The sequence below is a fragment of the Psychrobacter cibarius genome, assembly GCF_904845955.1.
Taxonomy (GTDB): domain Bacteria; phylum Pseudomonadota; class Gammaproteobacteria; order Pseudomonadales; family Moraxellaceae; genus Psychrobacter; species Psychrobacter cibarius_B.
The window spans coordinates 69063-86370 of record NZ_CAJGYX010000007.1 but is presented as its reverse complement, the minus strand read 5'-3'; the positions used below and the strand labels follow the sequence as shown (position 1 = coordinate 86370).

The 17308-nt window shown below is 44.8% G+C and carries 14 protein-coding genes; 11 read left to right on the top strand and 3 right to left on the bottom strand.

Annotated elements, in window-relative coordinates:
• The first annotated feature begins 2 nt into the window (after positions 1-2).
• From nuoG to JMV76_RS12740, 9 genes are all read left to right on the top strand, one after another.
• Positions 3-3065 (top strand): NADH-quinone oxidoreductase subunit NuoG, encoded by a 3063-nt coding sequence (nuoG, locus tag JMV76_RS12780; RefSeq protein ID WP_201502960.1) that lies wholly within the window; start codon positions 3-5, stop codon positions 3063-3065.
• Positions 3066-3117: 52 nt separating this feature from the next.
• Positions 3118-4110, top strand: a complete 993-nt coding sequence (gene nuoH, locus JMV76_RS12775; RefSeq protein ID WP_201502984.1) for an NADH-quinone oxidoreductase subunit NuoH — start codon at positions 3118-3120, stop codon at positions 4108-4110.
• A gap of 55 nt (positions 4111-4165) precedes the next feature.
• Positions 4166-4714 carry an NADH-quinone oxidoreductase subunit NuoI gene (gene nuoI, locus JMV76_RS12770; RefSeq protein ID WP_045444743.1) on the top strand — a complete coding sequence of 183 codons (549 nt, stop codon included), beginning with the start codon at positions 4166-4168 and terminating at the stop codon, positions 4712-4714.
• Positions 4711-5457, top strand: coding sequence for an NADH-quinone oxidoreductase subunit J (nuoJ, locus tag JMV76_RS12765; RefSeq protein ID WP_201502959.1), 747 nt, complete (start codon positions 4711-4713; stop codon positions 5455-5457). Before nuoI ends, nuoJ begins: the two co-directional genes overlap by 4 nt.
• 98 nt (positions 5458-5555) lie before the next feature.
• Complete coding sequence (nuoK, locus tag JMV76_RS12760; RefSeq protein WP_045445153.1) at positions 5556-5864, top strand: NADH-quinone oxidoreductase subunit NuoK; 309 nt, start codon at positions 5556-5558, stop codon at positions 5862-5864.
• A gap of 4 nt (positions 5865-5868) precedes the next feature.
• Positions 5869-7743: an NADH-quinone oxidoreductase subunit L gene (gene nuoL / locus JMV76_RS12755; protein WP_087815852.1), complete on the top strand. Its 1875-nt coding sequence runs from the start codon at positions 5869-5871 to the stop codon at positions 7741-7743.
• A gap of 1 nt (position 7744) precedes the next feature.
• Positions 7745-9370 carry an NADH-quinone oxidoreductase subunit M gene (gene nuoM, locus JMV76_RS12750; protein WP_055124527.1) on the top strand — a complete coding sequence of 542 codons (1626 nt, stop codon included), beginning with the start codon at positions 7745-7747 and terminating at the stop codon, positions 9368-9370.
• Between the two features lie 3 nt (positions 9371-9373).
• The gene (gene nuoN, locus JMV76_RS12745; protein ID WP_201502958.1) at positions 9374-10852 is read left to right on the top strand and encodes an NADH-quinone oxidoreductase subunit NuoN; all 1479 of its coding nucleotides are present in this window, start codon (positions 9374-9376) and stop codon (positions 10850-10852) included.
• Between the two features lie 167 nt (positions 10853-11019).
• On the top strand, positions 11020-11862 hold the full coding sequence (locus JMV76_RS12740; protein ID WP_201502957.1) for a ferredoxin--NADP reductase: 843 nt from the start codon (positions 11020-11022) through the stop codon (positions 11860-11862).
• Positions 11863-12003: 141 nt separating this feature from the next.
• On the opposite strand, the gene JMV76_RS12735 is transcribed toward JMV76_RS12740, so the two are convergent.
• Entirely contained in the window at positions 12004-12783 is a 780-nt protein-coding gene (locus tag JMV76_RS12735; RefSeq protein WP_201502956.1) for a hypothetical protein, read from the bottom strand.
• Between the two features lie 514 nt (positions 12784-13297).
• Between JMV76_RS12735 and JMV76_RS12730 the strand changes: the two genes are divergently transcribed.
• Together JMV76_RS12730 and JMV76_RS12725 are read left to right on the top strand one after the other, a co-directional pair.
• The gene (locus JMV76_RS12730) at positions 13298-14185 is read left to right on the top strand and encodes an energy transducer TonB (protein ID WP_201502955.1); all 888 of its coding nucleotides are present in this window, start codon (positions 13298-13300) and stop codon (positions 14183-14185) included.
• A gap of 108 nt (positions 14186-14293) precedes the next feature.
• Positions 14294-15169 (top strand): mechanosensitive ion channel family protein, encoded by an 876-nt coding sequence (locus JMV76_RS12725; protein WP_201502954.1) that lies wholly within the window; start codon positions 14294-14296, stop codon positions 15167-15169.
• A 17-nt stretch (positions 15170-15186) separates the two neighbouring features.
• Here JMV76_RS12725 and ybeY read toward each other — a convergent pair whose 3' ends face one another.
• Together ybeY and JMV76_RS12715 are read right to left on the bottom strand one after the other, a co-directional pair.
• Positions 15187-15801: an rRNA maturation RNase YbeY gene (gene ybeY, locus JMV76_RS12720; protein WP_193007131.1), complete on the bottom strand. Its 615-nt coding sequence runs from the start codon at positions 15799-15801 to the stop codon at positions 15187-15189.
• Positions 15802-15944: 143 nt separating this feature from the next.
• A complete protein-coding gene (locus JMV76_RS12715; protein ID WP_374190062.1) occupies positions 15945-17051 on the bottom strand; it encodes a PhoH family protein in 1107 nt (368 codons plus the stop codon).
• Between the last annotated feature and the right edge of the window lie 257 nt (positions 17052-17308).

Here is a 17308-nt window from a genome sequence, read left to right as displayed (position 1 = left end):
GCATGGCAGTCATACATATTGATGGAACCACTGTCGAAGTAGATAGCGCAGATAACTTGCTACAAGCCTGCTTATCACTCGGCATTGATGTGCCGTATTTTTGTTATCATCCAGCCCTTGGCTCAGTAGGGTCGTGCCGTCAGTGCGCGGTCAAGCAATTCCAAAACAAAGAAGATATGGAAGCAGGTCGTGGCCGTCTTGTGATGTCATGTATGGTCGCTCCGGGCGATGACATGTATATCTCTGTTACTGACGATGAAGCCAAAGCATTCCGCAAGTCGATGGTTGAGTTACTGATGACCAACCATCCACATGACTGTCCAACTTGCGAAGAGGGTGGGCATTGCCATTTGCAAGACATGACTTATATGTCAGGTCATAGCCGTCGTCGCTACCGCTTTACCAAACGCACCCATCATAACCAAGAGCTTGGCCCATTCATCGCGCATGAGATGAACCGCTGTATCGCTTGCTATCGCTGTGTCCGTTTTTATAAAGACTATGCGGGCGGCGAAGATTTGGGTGTTTATGGCTCAAACAACCGCGTCTATTTTGGTCGTGATAAAGATGGTCAGTTCGAAAGCGAGTTTTCAGGCAACTTAACGGAAGTATGCCCAACGGGCGTCTTCACCGATAAGACACACTCTGAGCGTTATAACCGTAAATGGGACATGCAGTATGCACCAAGCATCTGTCATGGCTGCTCAGCTGGTTGTAATATCTCACCAGGTGAGCGTTATGGTGAATTGCGCCGTATCGAAAACCGCTATAACGGTGAAGTAAACCGCTATTTCTTATGTGACCGTGGTCGCTTTGGTTATGGCTATGTCAATCGTGACGACCGTCCAACCCAAGCGCTTGAACGTATCAATGACAAGCATGTCAAAATCAATATTGACTATGCACTCGATGAAACCATCAAACGTATCAAAGATAAAAAGGTCATCGGTATTGGCTCACCTCGTGCCAGTTTGGAAACCAACTTTGCGCTAAAAAACCTCGTTGGCTTTGATAAGTTTTCAACAGGTTTGAACCATCAGCAGCAAGCGTTGGTCAATAAATGTATCGAAGTGCTTAGCACGGAAGGCATTTATAACCCAAGCATGACTGATATCGAAAGTTATGATGCGGTATTAGTATTGGGTGAAGATATCACCCAAACTTCATCACGTGTCGCGTTGTCAGTACGCCAAGCGGCAAAAAACGAAGGCCTGAAAATGGCAGCGGCGCTACAAACGCAGCCGTGGCTTGCCGAGCCTGTTAAACGTATTGCTCAAGATGCGTTAAGCCCAGTTTATGTCATCGACGTGGTACAGACTAAGCTAGAAGACATCAGTAAAGTCAGTGTCGTAGCAACGCCTGAAGACATCACTAAACTTGGCTTTAAAGTCGCTGATGAAATTGCCAATTTCGCTGATGATTTCGCAGAAATCGCAGACCTACAAGCAGCTGAGCAAGATGCTGATGCAAGTATTGAAACTGATGGCATGCAAGCGTTGGCTCAGCAAATCGCTTATGACTTGATTCAAGCAGATAAGCCACTGGTTATCTCGGGTAGCAGTTTATCCTCTACGGCTTTGATTGAAGCAGCGGCGCAGATTACTCAAGCATTGACGCAAAAACGCTCAGCCATTAAAGCGACTGAACAGCAGCAAGTGGACACGTATAATGCTCAAGTCCGTGATGAGCAAGCGCAAATAGAAGATAAAGAGCTATCCGCTAAACCAAACAAACCTGAAACCGGTGTTGATACAGAAACGCAAGACAATGTAGAACGCGCTCCTGCTAAAAAACTTGAGCTGAAAGAAGTAAACAATAAATATCAGGCACAAGCAGGTATTTACCTAACGGTTACCGATGCCAATAGCATGGGTGTTTGCATGCTTGGCGGTCAATCAGTCGAAGAGCTACTGGCGACTGATTTTGATGTGGTGATTGTTGCCGAAAATCAACTGACTGATGCTATTGATGCCAGTAAGTTGACTCAACTATTAGCCGATAAGACTGTCATTGCCTTAGATCACCAGCTGCTTGATTGGCATAAAGATGTCGATATCGTATTGCCAGCAGCAAGCTTTGCTGAAGCGGATGGTACGCTGATATCGGCTGAAGGTCGTGCTCAGCGCTTCTTCCAAGTTTACGACAACGAATACTACCATCCGATGAGCAGTATTAAAGAAGGCTGGCGCTGGTTACATGCCGTGCATAGCAGCATCGAAGGTCATGATGTCGATTGGACGCAGCTAGATGACGTCATCAATGCATTAATTGCTACACATCCTAAGCTTGCTGGTATTAAAAATGCTGCTCCTGATGCCGATTACCGTATGACGGGTCTTAAGATTGCACGTCAGCCGCGCCGTTATTCAGGTCGTACCGCTATGCGTGCACCGATATCTGTGCATGAGCCGATGCAGCCAAAAGATTTAGACACCGGTTTGACCTTTTCAATGGAAGGTTATAGTGGTAAAGAAACGCCAAGCTCGATGATTCCTTTTGCCAATGCGGCAGGTTGGAACTCACCACAAGCGTGGAACAAGTATCAAGACAAAGTCGGCGGCCATCTGAAAAATGGTGATCCAGGCGTACGCTTATTTGATCAGCTAGCACGTCTAGAAATACGTCAATATGTGGCACCAGAGGCGATGTCTGTGACGACGACGGATATGCAGCAAGGTCAAGCGAAACTGGTGCCTATCTATAATATCTATGCCAGCTCGATGATGGCCTCGCGCAGCCCAATCGTCGCAGAGCAACTACCCGTTGCCGCATGGCGTATCAGTATGGATGACGCTAAGGACTGGAACATCGCTAATGGCGATTACTTAGCGATTGAGATTGATAAGCAACAAATCACCTTGCCAGTACAGATAGTCGGTTATTTAGCAGAAGGCTGTATCGGTTACCCAGTTGGGCAGGTGAGTATCATTCATCCATCAATGCCAGCGTCGGTTCGCAAAGTGGATGCACCAGTGACGATGATGGGTAGCATGGCTAACGATATGATGAACAATAACGATGCTGCGCAAATGAACACAGCACCGACCACCACACAGGAGGTGTAATATGCAAGTTACCCGTATTATCCCTGATGTGCCAAGCTTCTTGGCTGGTAGCATGAGCTTTGATGCTTGGTCCATTTTATTTATGGTCGGGCAATCACTGGTCATCTTCTTGGTCGTGGTTATGGTTGCCGCTATGATGATTGTCTATGAGCGCCGCATGCTAGCTTTATGGCAGGATCGTTACGGTCCAAACCGCGTCGGACCCTTTGGTTCGTTGCAGCTAGTCGCGGATATGCTCAAAATCTTCTTTAAAGAAGATTGGACACCAAACTTTACCGATAAGTTTATGTTTACGTTGGCACCTGCGGTCGCGATGTTCACCGCACTGGCCTCATTTGCCATTATTCCTATTTCGCCAACGCTTGGTGTTGCTGACTGGGATATCGGTATTCTGTTCTTCTTTGCGATGGCAGGTATTGCCGTCTATGCAGTGATGTTCGGTGGCTGGGCATCAGCGAATAAATTCTCACTACTCGGCGGGCTACGTTCAGCAGCACAAACCATCAGTTATGAAGTCTTTTTAGGCTTATCTTTGATGGGCGTAGTCGCATTGACAGGCTCATTTAACTTGCGCGCCATTGTTGAGGCGCAAATCGACGGCTGGTATATCATTCCGCAGTTTTTTGGCTTTTTGACCTTTGTTGTTGCGGGTGTAGCCGTTACCCGTAGACATCCATTTGATCAGCCAGAAGCAGAGCAAGAGCTGGCTGAAGGGTATCATGTTGAATATTCTGGCATGAAATTCGGTATGTTCTTTATTGGCGAATATGTCAACGTTGTCCTGATTTCTGCCTTAATGACGTGCTTATTCTTTGGTGGTTGGCTTGCACCTTTTAACTTAGATATTCCATTTATTCCACCAGCTTTTTGGTTCATGATTAAAACGCTGTTCTTTATGACCATGTTTATTTTGGCTCGAGGCTCACTCATGCGTCCGCGTTATGATCAAGTGATGAACTTTGGCTGGAAAGTTTGTCTGCCAGTAACGCTGATTAACCTGTTGGTTACTGCTGCGGTCATTTTGATCTTTTCCCCAACGTTGTAGTCATCACTAGCCATCATTGATGAACTAGGGTAAAGCTGATAAGGATAATAATCCCATGTTTACTACCATAAAAAAGACCGTCATTGGACTATTTACCATTGTCCGCAGCATGTGGATGGTCAATAGTCATGCGCTCAGACCGCGTGACACCATCCTTTATCCTGAGGTGCCGGTACCTGTGCCGCCGCGTTTTCGTGGACGTATTGTCCTAACGCGTGACCCTGATGGAGACGAGCGCTGTGTGGCTTGTAACTTGTGTGCGGTGGCATGCCCGGTAGGGTGTATCTCCTTACAAAAAGCGGAACGTGAAGACGGTCGTTGGTATCCAGAGTTTTTCCGAATTAACTTTTCGCGCTGTATTTTTTGTGGCTTGTGTGAAGAGGCGTGTCCAACGACAGCCATTCAAATGACGCCTGACTTTGAGTTGGGTGAATATAAGCGCCAAGACTTGGTCTATGAAAAAGAGCATTTGCTCATTTCAGGGCCAGGTAAATATCCTGATTATAACTATTATCGCGTGACGGGTATGGCGGTAGCGGACAAACCAAAAGGCGCAGCACAAAACGAAGCTGCACCGATTGATCTAAGGAGCTTGCTACCATGATGAATATTTTGAACCATCCTGAACTGGCTGGGTTTTATTCGCTTGCAGCAGTGGCCATATTTGCCAGTCTGCGCGTCGTGACTCAAGCCAATCCAGTGCATGCTATCTTATCGATGATTGTGTCATTACTGGCAATCGCAGGGATATTTTTCGTCCTAGGCGCGCCATTTGCTGGTGCGTTAGAGATTGTCGTCTATGCCGGCGCCATTATGGTGCTGTTTGTTTTTGTCATCATGATGCTGAACTTAGGTATGAGCAATGATGAGCGTGAAGAGCGCTGGCTTGATGCGGGCACTTGGGCGCTACCGACAGGGTTAACGATTATTATCGCGGTTGTGCTGTATGCGATGATTGGTATGGGTCATGACGAAGCGGCAATGATTGGTGGCTCGACAATATCTGCCAAAGCAGTCGGTACGGTGCTATTTACTAAATATGTGATGTTGATAGAAGTGGCTGCATTGCTACTATTGGCAGCCTTAGTCGCCGCTTATCATTTGGGTAAAGAGTCTATCGCTGATGAGGTTACTGTTAATGCAAACCACAGTAATGGTAGTCAAGGATCTAATGCTAATGTCGCAAGTATCAAACACTACGATGATCACGGCATGCCTATAGATGCTGACGCGGCGAAAATGGCAGAACCTTACGAATATAAAGATGTTGACCCGCATGACTATGTAAGTATGAATGCAGGTACGCAGCTGGGTGTGAATAAAGTCACGCGCAAGGAGTCAGACTAATGGTACTAGCAGCGAGCGTGACACAAGATGTGTCAAACGTGCCGTTTGCCCACGAGGTAGCAGGCTTAGTACAGCCAGTTGCTGAGGCGCAGAATGTACTGGGCATGATACCCATGAGCCATGGACTGATTTTGGCAGGTATCTTATTTGCCATTGGTCTGTGCGGCGTCATGGTACGACGTAATTTCCTATTTATGCTAATGAGCCTTGAGATCATGATGAATGCAACAGCATTAGCATTTGTGGTGGCAGGTAGTCGTTGGGTCGATCCAGATGGACAGATTATGTTTATCTTTATTTTGACCTTGGCAGCAGCAGAGGCCGCCATTGGTTTGGCAATATTATTGCGGTTTTATCATCAGCGTGGGCATCTCGATGTCGATAGCGCCAATGAGATGAAAGGATGATGTCATGAGTTTATTACCATTAACCTTTATATTCCCGCTCGTTGGCTTTTTGATTTTGGCCTTTATGCGCGACAAGCTAACAGAGCAGGTGGCAGCGATTGTCGGTGTCGGTAGTATGCTGTTATCAGCACTATGCACGCTAATCGTTAGTTATACTTTTTTAACCAATAATCCAGCAGGAACAGTCATAGAGATTCCGCTTTGGACATGGTTCCAAGTCGGAGATTTTGCCCCAAGTTTCGGTCTGAGCTTTGATGGTTTGGCACTGACGATGACGGGTGTCATCACTGGGATTGGCTTTTTAATCCATCTTTTTGCCGCTTGGTACATGAAAGGCGACACTGGATTTGCCCGCTTCTTTAGCTATATGAACTTGTTCGTCGCCAGCATGTTATTGCTAGTATTAGCAGATAACTTGTTCTTGCTTTATCTTGGCTGGGAAGGCGTTGGTATCTGTTCGTACTTACTGATCGGTTTTTATTACCATGACCGCGCCAATGGTCTTGCAGCGATGAAAGCCTTTACGGTGACGCGCGTGGGTGATGTATTCTTAGCCTTCGGTCTGTTTTTATTATTCCGCGAATTCGGTACGCTTAATATTCAAGAGATTATTACCCGTGCGCCAGAAGTATTCGATATCAACAATCCAACGATGATGTTGACAACCATGATGTTAGTTGGCGGCGCGATGGGTAAATCGGCGCAACTGCCATTACATACATGGCTGGCTGATGCGATGGCAGGTCCAACGCCAGTATCAGCGCTTATTCACGCGGCAACGATGGTCACGGCAGGTGTTTATTTAATCGCTCGCTTACATCCATTGTTTGAGCTGACCCCTGGTATTTTATTATATTGGGTCGGCGGCGTCGGGGCGTTGACGTTGGTCGTTGCTGGATTCTGTGCACTGGCACAAACCGACATCAAACGTATTCTTGCTTACTCAACGATGAGCCAAATTGGCTATATGTTCTTAGCACTCGGCGTTGGCGCGTGGCAAGGCGCTATCTTCCATTTGATGACCCATGCTTTCTTTAAAGCCCTGTTATTCTTATCATCAGGTGCCGTCATCCTTGCGGTACACCATGAGCAAAACATCTTTAAGATGGGCGGTCTACGTAAAAAGATACCGTTGGTATTTTGGTGCTATATCGTTGGTGGCGGTGCACTTGCGGCAATACCTTGGGTCACCGTTGGCTTTTATTCTAAAGAAGCGATTCTTTGGGAAAGTTATGCAACCGGTCATATGGTCTTATTCTATATGGGTGTATTCGGTGCTTTCTTAACCGCGCTTTATACCTTCCGTATGATTTGGATTATCTTCTTTGGTGAAGAAAAAACCCATGCTCATAAGTTATCTGGTGTGTCATATTGGCTACCACTTAGTGTGTTGCTCGTATTATCAACGGCAGTGGGCGCATTTATTACCCCGCCATTACAAGGCGTCTTGCCAGAGAGTGTTGGGCATTTATTGGAAGTCGCTGGTCAAGCGCATGGTAAGCATACGGCTGAGTTTATCGCCATGGGTGCGATGCTGGCTGGTCTAATAATAGCGGCGCTATTATATGTTGTGGATAAAGGTCGCATGCTCACCCGCTTTAAGCGCTCACGTGTTGGTGGGGCGCTATATCACTGGTGTTATCATGGTCTAGGTTTTGATGCGCTATACGATGTAATTTTTGTAAAACCCTTTTTGTTCATCGGCCGCTTATTTAAAGCCGACCCTATCGATAAAGCGTGGCTTGTTTTACCTAAGCTGGCATCTGCTGGTAATAAGGTATTGTCTGCGACGCAAACAGGGTCACTTCGAGGTTACGCTGCAAGCTTTGGCTTGGGCATGGCTGTATTACTAGTGCTGGTAATGATGACGGTGGTATAAGATGATTGAGTTACAACAAACGTGGATGCTACCAGCATTAATTGCAATTCCCTTTATTGCCGGGTTGTTATGTTGGTTGGTCGAGCGCTTTAATAAACGTCTGCCGCGATGGATTGCTCTAATCGGTATGACGTTGACCTTTGTATTGTCGCTAGTGCTGTGGCAATACGGCGACTTTAGCGGCATGAGTAAGCAAGTGATTGCGCCAGACGCTGCTGTGCCTTGGGTCGCTGAATTTAGTGTGCCATGGATACCGACTTTTGGTATTAGCTTCCATTTAGCGATGGATGGCTTGTCGCTGATGATGGTGGCGTTAACAGGATTGCTCGGTATTGCTGCAGTAGCTTGTTCGTGGAATGAGATTCAGCGTCGAGTCGGCTTTTTCCATCTCAACCTTTTGTGGAGTTTGGGCGGCGTCATTGGTGTGTTCTTAGCCATTGATCTGTTCTTGTTCTTCTTCTTTTGGGAGATGATGCTGGTTCCTATCTACTTCTTGATCGCGATTTGGGGTCATGATGTGGTTGGCAAAACCAAGGAATACGCAGCGACTAAGTTCTTTATTTATACCCAAGCGTCTGGGCTTATTATGCTGGTCGGGATCTTGATATTGGTCATTATCAGCTACGCTCAAAAAGGGGTGGTGAGCTTTAATTATAATGATTTGCTCGGTACGTCACTTGGCGGCTGGGAATATCCGATCATGTTGTGCTTCTTTATTGGCTTTGCGGTTAAGTTGCCGATTATTCCTTTTCATGGCTGGTTGCCAGATGCGCACGCACAAGCCCCAACGGCAGGTTCGGTGGATTTGGCAGGGGTATTAATTAAAACCGCCGCTTATGGTTTGATTCGTTTTGTCTTGCCATTATTTCCAGCAGCATCACAAGATTTTGCACCGATTGCGATGACCTTGGGTACCATTGGTATCTTCTATGGTGCATGGCTCGCCTTTATGCAGACCGATATGAAGCGTTTGCTCGCTTATACCAGTATTTCGCACATGGGCTTTGTGGTATTAGCAATTTATGCGGGTACTTTATTAAGCTTGCAAGGTCTGATGATTCAGATGCTAGCACATGGCTTAAGCTCAGCAGCGCTATTCATCATGGCAGGGCAGTTATATGAGCGTCTACATACGCGTGATTTAACCTTGATGGGTGGTATGTGGGGTCAGTTCCGTTACTACGCACCGATACTGATGTTCTTCTGTGCCGCGTTGCTCGGTATTCCGGGCACAGGTAACTTCATCGGCGAGTTCATGATTTTATTTGGTGCTTTCGCTCAGTATCCAGTATTTGTGGTCTTTGCAACATTCAGTCTGGTACTAGCAGGGCTATACTCGCTTATTTTGATTCACCGTGCATTATTTGGCAAAAACAACATCGAAGCAGTCGCCATGCAAGAAACCAAAGCACATGGTTTGCCTACGCGTCCATTAAAAGATTTGGGTAAGCGTGAGTTGTCATTGTTATTGATGCTCGCTGCAGGCTTGGTATGGCTTGGTCTATATCCACAGCCGTTCCTTGATACGTCAAGTCATGCGATGCAGTGGATCAATAATGCTTATATATACAGTCAAGTCACACAAGTAGATGCGTCGCAACTGCTTGATGCAATGGAGGCACGTTAAGTCATGAATGATATTACGATGAATGATTTGATGGGGTTATTGCCTTATGCGCCAATCATTGCCGTCGTTATTACGGTATTGGTGGTCATGATTGCCATCGCAATTAAACGCTCACATATGGTGACTGGTACGATAACGGTCGTCGGCTTAAATATTGGTCTATTTACCCTCATTGGGCAAATGACAGGGATTGTGAATAGCGGTAATCTCATGCCAAATGCTGAGCAGTTATTCGTTATTGATAACTTTGCTCAGTTTAATATGGTGATTATTTTTATCTGTGCATTGGCTTGTTGTACGTTATCTTATGCGTATTTGGCCAATCTCAAGGATAATAAAGAAGAGCTATATTTGCTCATGTTGCTATCGACGATTGGTGCTTTGCTGATGGTCAGTGCTCAGCATTTAGCGTCATTCTTTATGAGCTTAGAGATGCTGTCTATACCGCTATACGGTATGCTGTCATATACCTATATGCGCAACCGCTCACTAGAGTCAGGGCTGAAGTACTTGGTGCTGTCAGCGACGGCATCGGCGACATTGCTCATGGGTATGGCATTTATCTATGCCGAAGTAGGCTCGCTCGCCTTTAAGCCAATCAGTATGGTATTGGGTGATGTTTTTGAGTCGCCACTTCTGATACTTGGTGCGGCGATGATGATGTTTGGTATCGCCTTCAAACTCTCTGCTGCGCCGTTTCATATGTGGACACCAGATGTATACGAAGGCGCTCCAGCACCAATCGCTACCTTTTTAGCATCGGTATCAAAAGTAGCTATGATGGGCTTAGCGGTTCGTTTCTTAATCGATACGTCTTTATTGGCCTTGCCATCGGTGCAAATGCTGTTAATGGTCATGGCAACTTTATCTATTTTGATCGGTAACTTATTAGCAGTACGTCAAACCAGCCTCAAACGCCTATTGGGTTATTCATCCATTGCCCATATGGGTTATGTGTTGATTGTCATCGTCAGTATCGGCGCGGCAGCGGATAGTATCTCTAGTATGTATATGGCGGTTTATGCATTAACCTCTATCGGTGCCTTTGGCGTTGTAACCTTGATGTCGAGCCCTTATCGTTTATCTGGTGAGGCTGATGAATTGACCCATTATCAAGGGCTGTTTTGGCGTCGTCCCGTATTGACTGCGGTTATGACTATTATGATGTTGTCATTGGCAGGTATTCCGTTGACGGCTGGCTTTATTACCAAGCTATTTGCGATATTGGCAGCGGTACAAGGAACCAATTGGTTCTTAGCAGCGATGATTATCTTGGGTAGTGCGACCGGCTTATTCTATTATCTGCGCGTAATGCTCACCCTCTTTAAACGTCCGAAACAGTTCATTGAGTTTGACGTTTCTAGCCAATGGGCGATGCGTACTGGCGGGATCATGGTTATTGCGGTGACCGCGATGATTATCTTCTTTGGTATCTTGCCAAACAGTATGATTGAATGGGCAAGTCTGGCACGTATTTGGTAAATAGCAAAAGGGTAAGTAGGGGTATGCTGATACCGCTGCTTATCTGTTATTACGGTCAGAAACCCAAGATGCGCCAGCTTTATGATAAGCTTGGCGCATCTTTTATTTTGTGTCGTTTAAAGTCTTGATAAAAATAATGATTACTAAAAAGTGAGTCGATAATTCTTATGAGTGATAATATTCAGGCAGTAACCGTGCTTAGTAAGACCACGTGGACGCCAAATCTATTTAGCTTCACTGTCAGCCGTCCTGATAGCTTTAAGTTTACTGCGGGTCAATTTGTGCGTTTGGGCGTCAATCCCAGTCAATTAAAATATTATAAACAGCAGCGTGCAGCAGGTAATGCCGTTGCTAATGAAGAACAGAATGAAAAACTAAACGAAGACATCTTTCGGGCTTATTCCATCGTTTCTTCGCCGTTTGATGAGGTGCTAGAGTTCTTCTCTATCGTAATTCCTGATGGCGCATTTACGTCGCAGTTGCAGCATTTAGAAGTGGGCGATGAGCTACTACTCAATACTATGCCGTTTGGTTTTTTGACGTTAGCACGTTATCAAAAGCCTTTACCAAAAGATTTATGGCTGCTCGCGACTGGAACGGGCTTGGCACCATTTTTATCAATGTTACAAGATTTGCAGACGTGGGAAGACTATGAGCACATCATCTTGGCCTATAGCGCGCGCTCGATAGAAGAGCTTGCTTATGTTGAAAAGATCGAAAGCTTGCAAGAAGACTTTGGTTCTTTGGTTGAAAATCCTGCAAAACTAATCTTTATTCCCATCGTTACCCGTGAACCTGTCGAAGGCGCCCTGACAGAGCGTCTGCCCAAGCTGCTGCTAGATGGTACGCTACAAGCGCGAGCAGGGATTGCCTTAGATATTGATAGTACGCATGTCATGTTATGTGGCAATCCAGACATGGTGGAAGATACCAAAGAAGCGCTCAAGACTTTAGGTCTGGTGATGAATCGTCGCGGCGAGGGCAATATTGCAGTAGAAAATTACTGGTAGTTGCATGATTGATGACGGCACGCTTTAGAAGCCATTGAAAATTTGCTTGATAAAAAAGCGCTGACTCTAAAAGACAAAAACAGTCTCTAAGTGTCAGCGCTTTTTTGCTAAGTAAAAAACGTCATTTGTATACTGAGGGATTTATACCTGACTCGGTTCGGTCGCATCATCTATTGGGTTAATAGGGCCTTGCATCAGCTCAGGCTCATCATCATCGCCGGTAATATCTTCGTTACTGCTGGCAGCCAATAAATCACGATAATTGATTTGAGTTTTCAAAATCATTTGCTCTTCTTCAAGCTCGCCATAGTTGACTTGAACTTTATGTAAAGTGCTCATGATTTTTTTGTTCTTTTTTAACCAGCGATTGATATCAAGGTAGATAACCTCGTCTTTTGCACGGGCGATATTGATATAGGAGAGAATAAAGCCTAAAGGGTCTTTTTTCAGAATAGTGTGATAAAACCAAATAAACAGTTTGATACCTTGGCGCTTAATAAACGACTCACAACGTAGATTTAGCACATCAGTATAAGTCTGTTGACCAAAGACAAATCGCTGGACGTTACGATCGAGCTGTACATGAATCAAACTAAAATTACTCGCCACCTCTGCATAAATGCCACCAGCATCGACCGTACAGTATAAGCGAAACCAGTCATCATGCATCTCAACACGCAGCTCTAAGATGGCTTTTACATTATCAGTGACGAACTTCTGTAGCGCATCATTGACATAAATCTGTGCCACTGGCAGCGACAACTCATCTTCGAATTTATCAGTCGTTCTATGATATATCTGTTTGATTGATTGGGTAAGGCGCTCCCAACCATCGCTAAATGATTCGTCGAAACGATAGCCCATATTTTCAAAAAATTCATCAAAATTGTCTGAATTATCCCTGTTATCAAAATCACTCAAACTTATTATCCTTATAATTATAGGGGAGGTAGCTGACTCAATGGCATAAAGAGCGACTGATTAAAAAATGACAGACTGTTCTTTAATGAAAGCTGGCGAGTGGTCATTACAAGCATTTTTGCTAAATCAGCCCTGTCTATTTACGCCTGTTTAACCCGCCCTAATGACACAAAAATTATAAAACAGTATATAACAGATATGATGGCTTCAAAATGGACACATGGGTTTTGTCGCAAATCATTTAATTGGCAATGCTTATATGTTCAAAATACGGCCTAGCGATGACATAGCCGCATTGGTTTTATATCATTTTTGCTGGTTCAGCTTGTCAATAAATTGACCAAAGGAGATAAATACTGTGTGAGTGGATTAAAATGAGTCGGCAACGGTTGTGCTAGCGACAGAATTCTATGTCATGTTATGATAGCGCCAGTATAAATCCTGCCCATTATCATAACGCTTATTATTTGCTGTCTTGTATTTATAAGCTCATATTCATAAGCTGAGACCCATTGTGGCCTATATCAAAGATTCACAAAGCTATCATTTTTCCGCGCAAGCACCTAAGCGGGATGTTAGTTTACCGGTGGACATCGTTATCGCTGTGGCCGTACACGCCATTATTATTTTTGGTATTGGCTTTTCGATGGGCAAAGATCCTGCGGCAATGATGCAAGATGTGGCAAAAGCGCTAACCGACAATATGCAGCCAAATGAAGACGCCCACTTTATTGCTAATGCCTCCCAAGAAGGTGGCGGCACAGTGGAGGAGCAATTAAGACAAGAGAACGACCAAATCAGCCCATTGTCTGCTGAGCAAATAAGTGAGACGCAAGATGTGATTAGCCTGCAGCGTCAAGTACGCCAGCAGCATTATCAAGAAAGCTATCTGCGTACCACCTTAAGCTGGCGTCAAGCGAGTGTGGAGTCTGATAATGATAGCAAGCAAGCACAAGATGATATGATGGCGCAAGAAGAGCGTCTGCGTAAACAAATTGCTACTTTAGAGACACAGCTGTCTCAACGTCAGCAAGTCTATGCAACCAAATCAAAAGTCGTGACGGTCGATAGCAACTCGACGACGCGTGGTGCCGCGGCTGATTATATTAATACTTTCCGTGAGCATGTCGAACGCATTGGGAATTTGCATTATCCCATGCAGGCACGGGCACAAGGTATCACGGGCGAAGTGCGCCTTATGGTCATCATTAGTAGTGATGGTAATATTAAAGCCATACGTCTGCTTGAAAGCTCCAACTCCACATTATTAGATGAAGCAGCAAAGCAATCGGTACGCCAAGCAGCGCCCTTTGGTAAATTCACCAAAGACATGGAAGATATTGTTGAGCTGCGTTTGATACGTACCTATCGTTACAGCGATAAAGTGGATGTTACTTATTAGGGCGTGTTGAATATATAGATGATAAGCGTTAGCTACGCTGCAAACAGATAAGATACCAATATTTATAACAAACGAATACCACACACCGCTATAAAATAAAGAGTCAGTATGGAATTTTTAGGTTTTACAATAGATGTTGCCAACTTAACCAGTAACGCATTAAGCTTGGTCATTAAAGTTGCGCTAGCGATATTAATATTCGTTGTAGGTCGCTGGCTTGCCAAAAAGGCAGTCACCGTTGCTCACAAAATGATGTTGCGTAGTCGCTTAGATGACACAGTTGCGAACTTTTTAGGTCGTCTAATCTACGGAGTGTTACTGGTCGTGGTTGCGTTAGCTGCTTTGAGTAAGGTTGGCGTACAAACCACCTCAGTCGTCGCTATATTGGGCGGTGCTGCAGTCGCCATTGGTCTGTCACTAAAAGATCAGTTGTCGAACTTTGCCGCTGGCATCATGATTGTGACGTTTCGCCCCTTTGTGCGCGGCGATTATGTGCAAATCAGCAGCTACACAGGGACCGTAACAGAAATCACTTTGGTCAATACCCACCTAACGACGATAAACAATCACGATATTATCATCCCAAATAGTGATATTACGACTTCAGCAGTGACGAACTATACGGCGCTACCCAACCGCCGTGTCGATATCACGGTCGGTATTGGCTATGATGCCGATATCAAAACTGCCAAAAACGTGATGCTGAATTTGGCAAAAAATAATCCGTTGGCCTTTACTGACCCTGAACCTATCGTACGCGTCACCAATTTGGGTGATAACTCAGTAGACTTGGCGCTCAATATTTGGACAACCAATGCTGACTGGTGGACCATGCAGTGTGATTTGCTGGAGCAATTCAAATACGCCTTGGATGATGAAAAAATCGACATTCCATTCCCGCAGCGTAATGTCCACGTCAAAGGACTGGATCAGATGATTAATCAGATGAGTCAAGCACAAAAGCTACCGATGACCAAAGACTAATCGCTAAAAAATATGAATTAAGTATAAGGGTTTGGAAGGCTGAGACCGGCTAAAACCTCAATTTCAAACCGTTCCATCTCATCTTGCTCGGCTTGTCCAAGCTCATGATCAAAACCCAATAAGTGCAGCACACCATGTATCAGTAAATGGCTAATGTGCTGTGCGGTTGTCTTTTCTTGCTCTGCAGCCTCACGTACTATGACGCCATGACAGATGACCAGCTCACCGAGAGGTAGCGTTGGCATCAGCTCAATAATTGCGGCTGGCAGATCACTTGGATAAGATAAAATGTTGGTCGCATAATCCTTACCGCGTGCTTCCAAATTTAATGCCTGACCCTCGATTTCATCGGTAATGTATATGTCTAATACTTTAGATTTTTCTTGCCATAGCTCAGGGTCGATATCTACAAAATAGGGTAGCGTTAGACCTTCTTTAATGCGCTCATCGATATAATCCAACGCTGCCATCATCACAGACTGTAAGTGCTTACGATCATAAAAAGTGTCTAGTATGTCATCATCAATACTACTGGTGGCACTGATATCAAGTGCTGCCAAACTGGCATCATCGCCAGCACGCTCATTTGTATCATGGTTGTCAAAACTGTTGTTACCCTTCTCTTGGCTCATGCCATTATCCTTTTACTTTATTGTAAGATGGTGTGCTTTATTATCTGATATAAGTTATGACTAAAGCTAAAAAATGCAAAGCCGGATTACTGACAGTAATCCGGCTTTGCATTTTTATAACATTAAATAGCAGGCTAGACCGTTTATAGCTTGGCTGCAGCATTAGCGATAACTTGTTTACGCTCTTGCTCTTTTCTGCGCTCAAACTTACGCTTTTCTTCTAACGCTACTTGTTCTTCATCATAAACATCGTAGGCTTCTACAATTTTCTGTACCAATTGATGACGTACCACATCTTTTGAATCAAACTTGGTGATATGAATTTCTTCAATACCACTTAAGATTTCCATTGCTTGTGCTAAGCCTGACTTATGACCACGTGGCAAATCGACCTGTGTAATATCACCTGTAATTACTGCTCGTGAACCGAAACCCAAACGGGTCAAAAACATTTTCATCTGTTCAGGCGTGGTGTTTTGCGCTTCATCTAAGATGACAAACGAGTTATTTAACGTACGACCGCGCATATAGGCAGGGGGTGCGATTTCGATGACTTGTTTTTCAATCAGCTTGCCCACTTTTTCAACGCCGATCATCTCATATAGCGCATCATATAATGGACGCAAGTAGGGATCGATTTTTTGCGTCAAGTCACCTGGCAGAAAGCCCAGTTTTTCACCAGCTTCTACCGCCGGACGCACCAATAAAATCCGCTCAATCTCATTACGCTCAAGCATATCCACGGCGCAAGCCACGGCTAAATAGGTCTTACCCGTACCAGCAGGGCCAATACCGAATGAGACATCAGAGTTCAGTACGTTTTGGACGTAGGTCTGCTGATTGCCACCGCGAGGAATGATACGACCTTTACGCGTGCGTAAGCTAACTGGCGTAAACTCGTGAGCTGATTCTAAGTCCGTCTCAGCGTCTGCATTATCCTTGGCTTCTTGCTCATCCGCTTCCATATCTTCATCACGAGAAATGCTCGATTGGATAATAAGATGTAGCTCCGCTGCACTAATGTCCTTGGTATTCTGTGCCTCATCTACCAGTTTATAAATAATACGTTCACCGCGCTCGACATTCGATATGTCGCCACTCAAACAGAAGTCACCTTGACGCTGCATGATTTTGATATCGAGGCGTTGTTGGATATATTTCATGTGGTTGTTGTATTCACCAAGCACGGTTTTGAGCTGTGCGGGTGTCAATGATTCAAACTTTATACGGCGGCTCATGGAATCAGTCAAGCGATTATCCTTTTATTATGTACCCCAACGCTATGATTTGGTTTCGATGGCATTGCGGGTTTAAGAGATAAAATGGTCGGTCGTTATGGTCTTGGCTTTACGTTATAGAGATAGAAATGACGGTAGAATTATTATTCGTTTTAGGAGTGGTGATAACTAACGGTCTTGCATTTATTATGGTCGATAGATTTTAAATTTCAAGCCATACGTCGAACAGATGACACTGTTTTTGTACGACGATTGCAACCGCTTTTCGA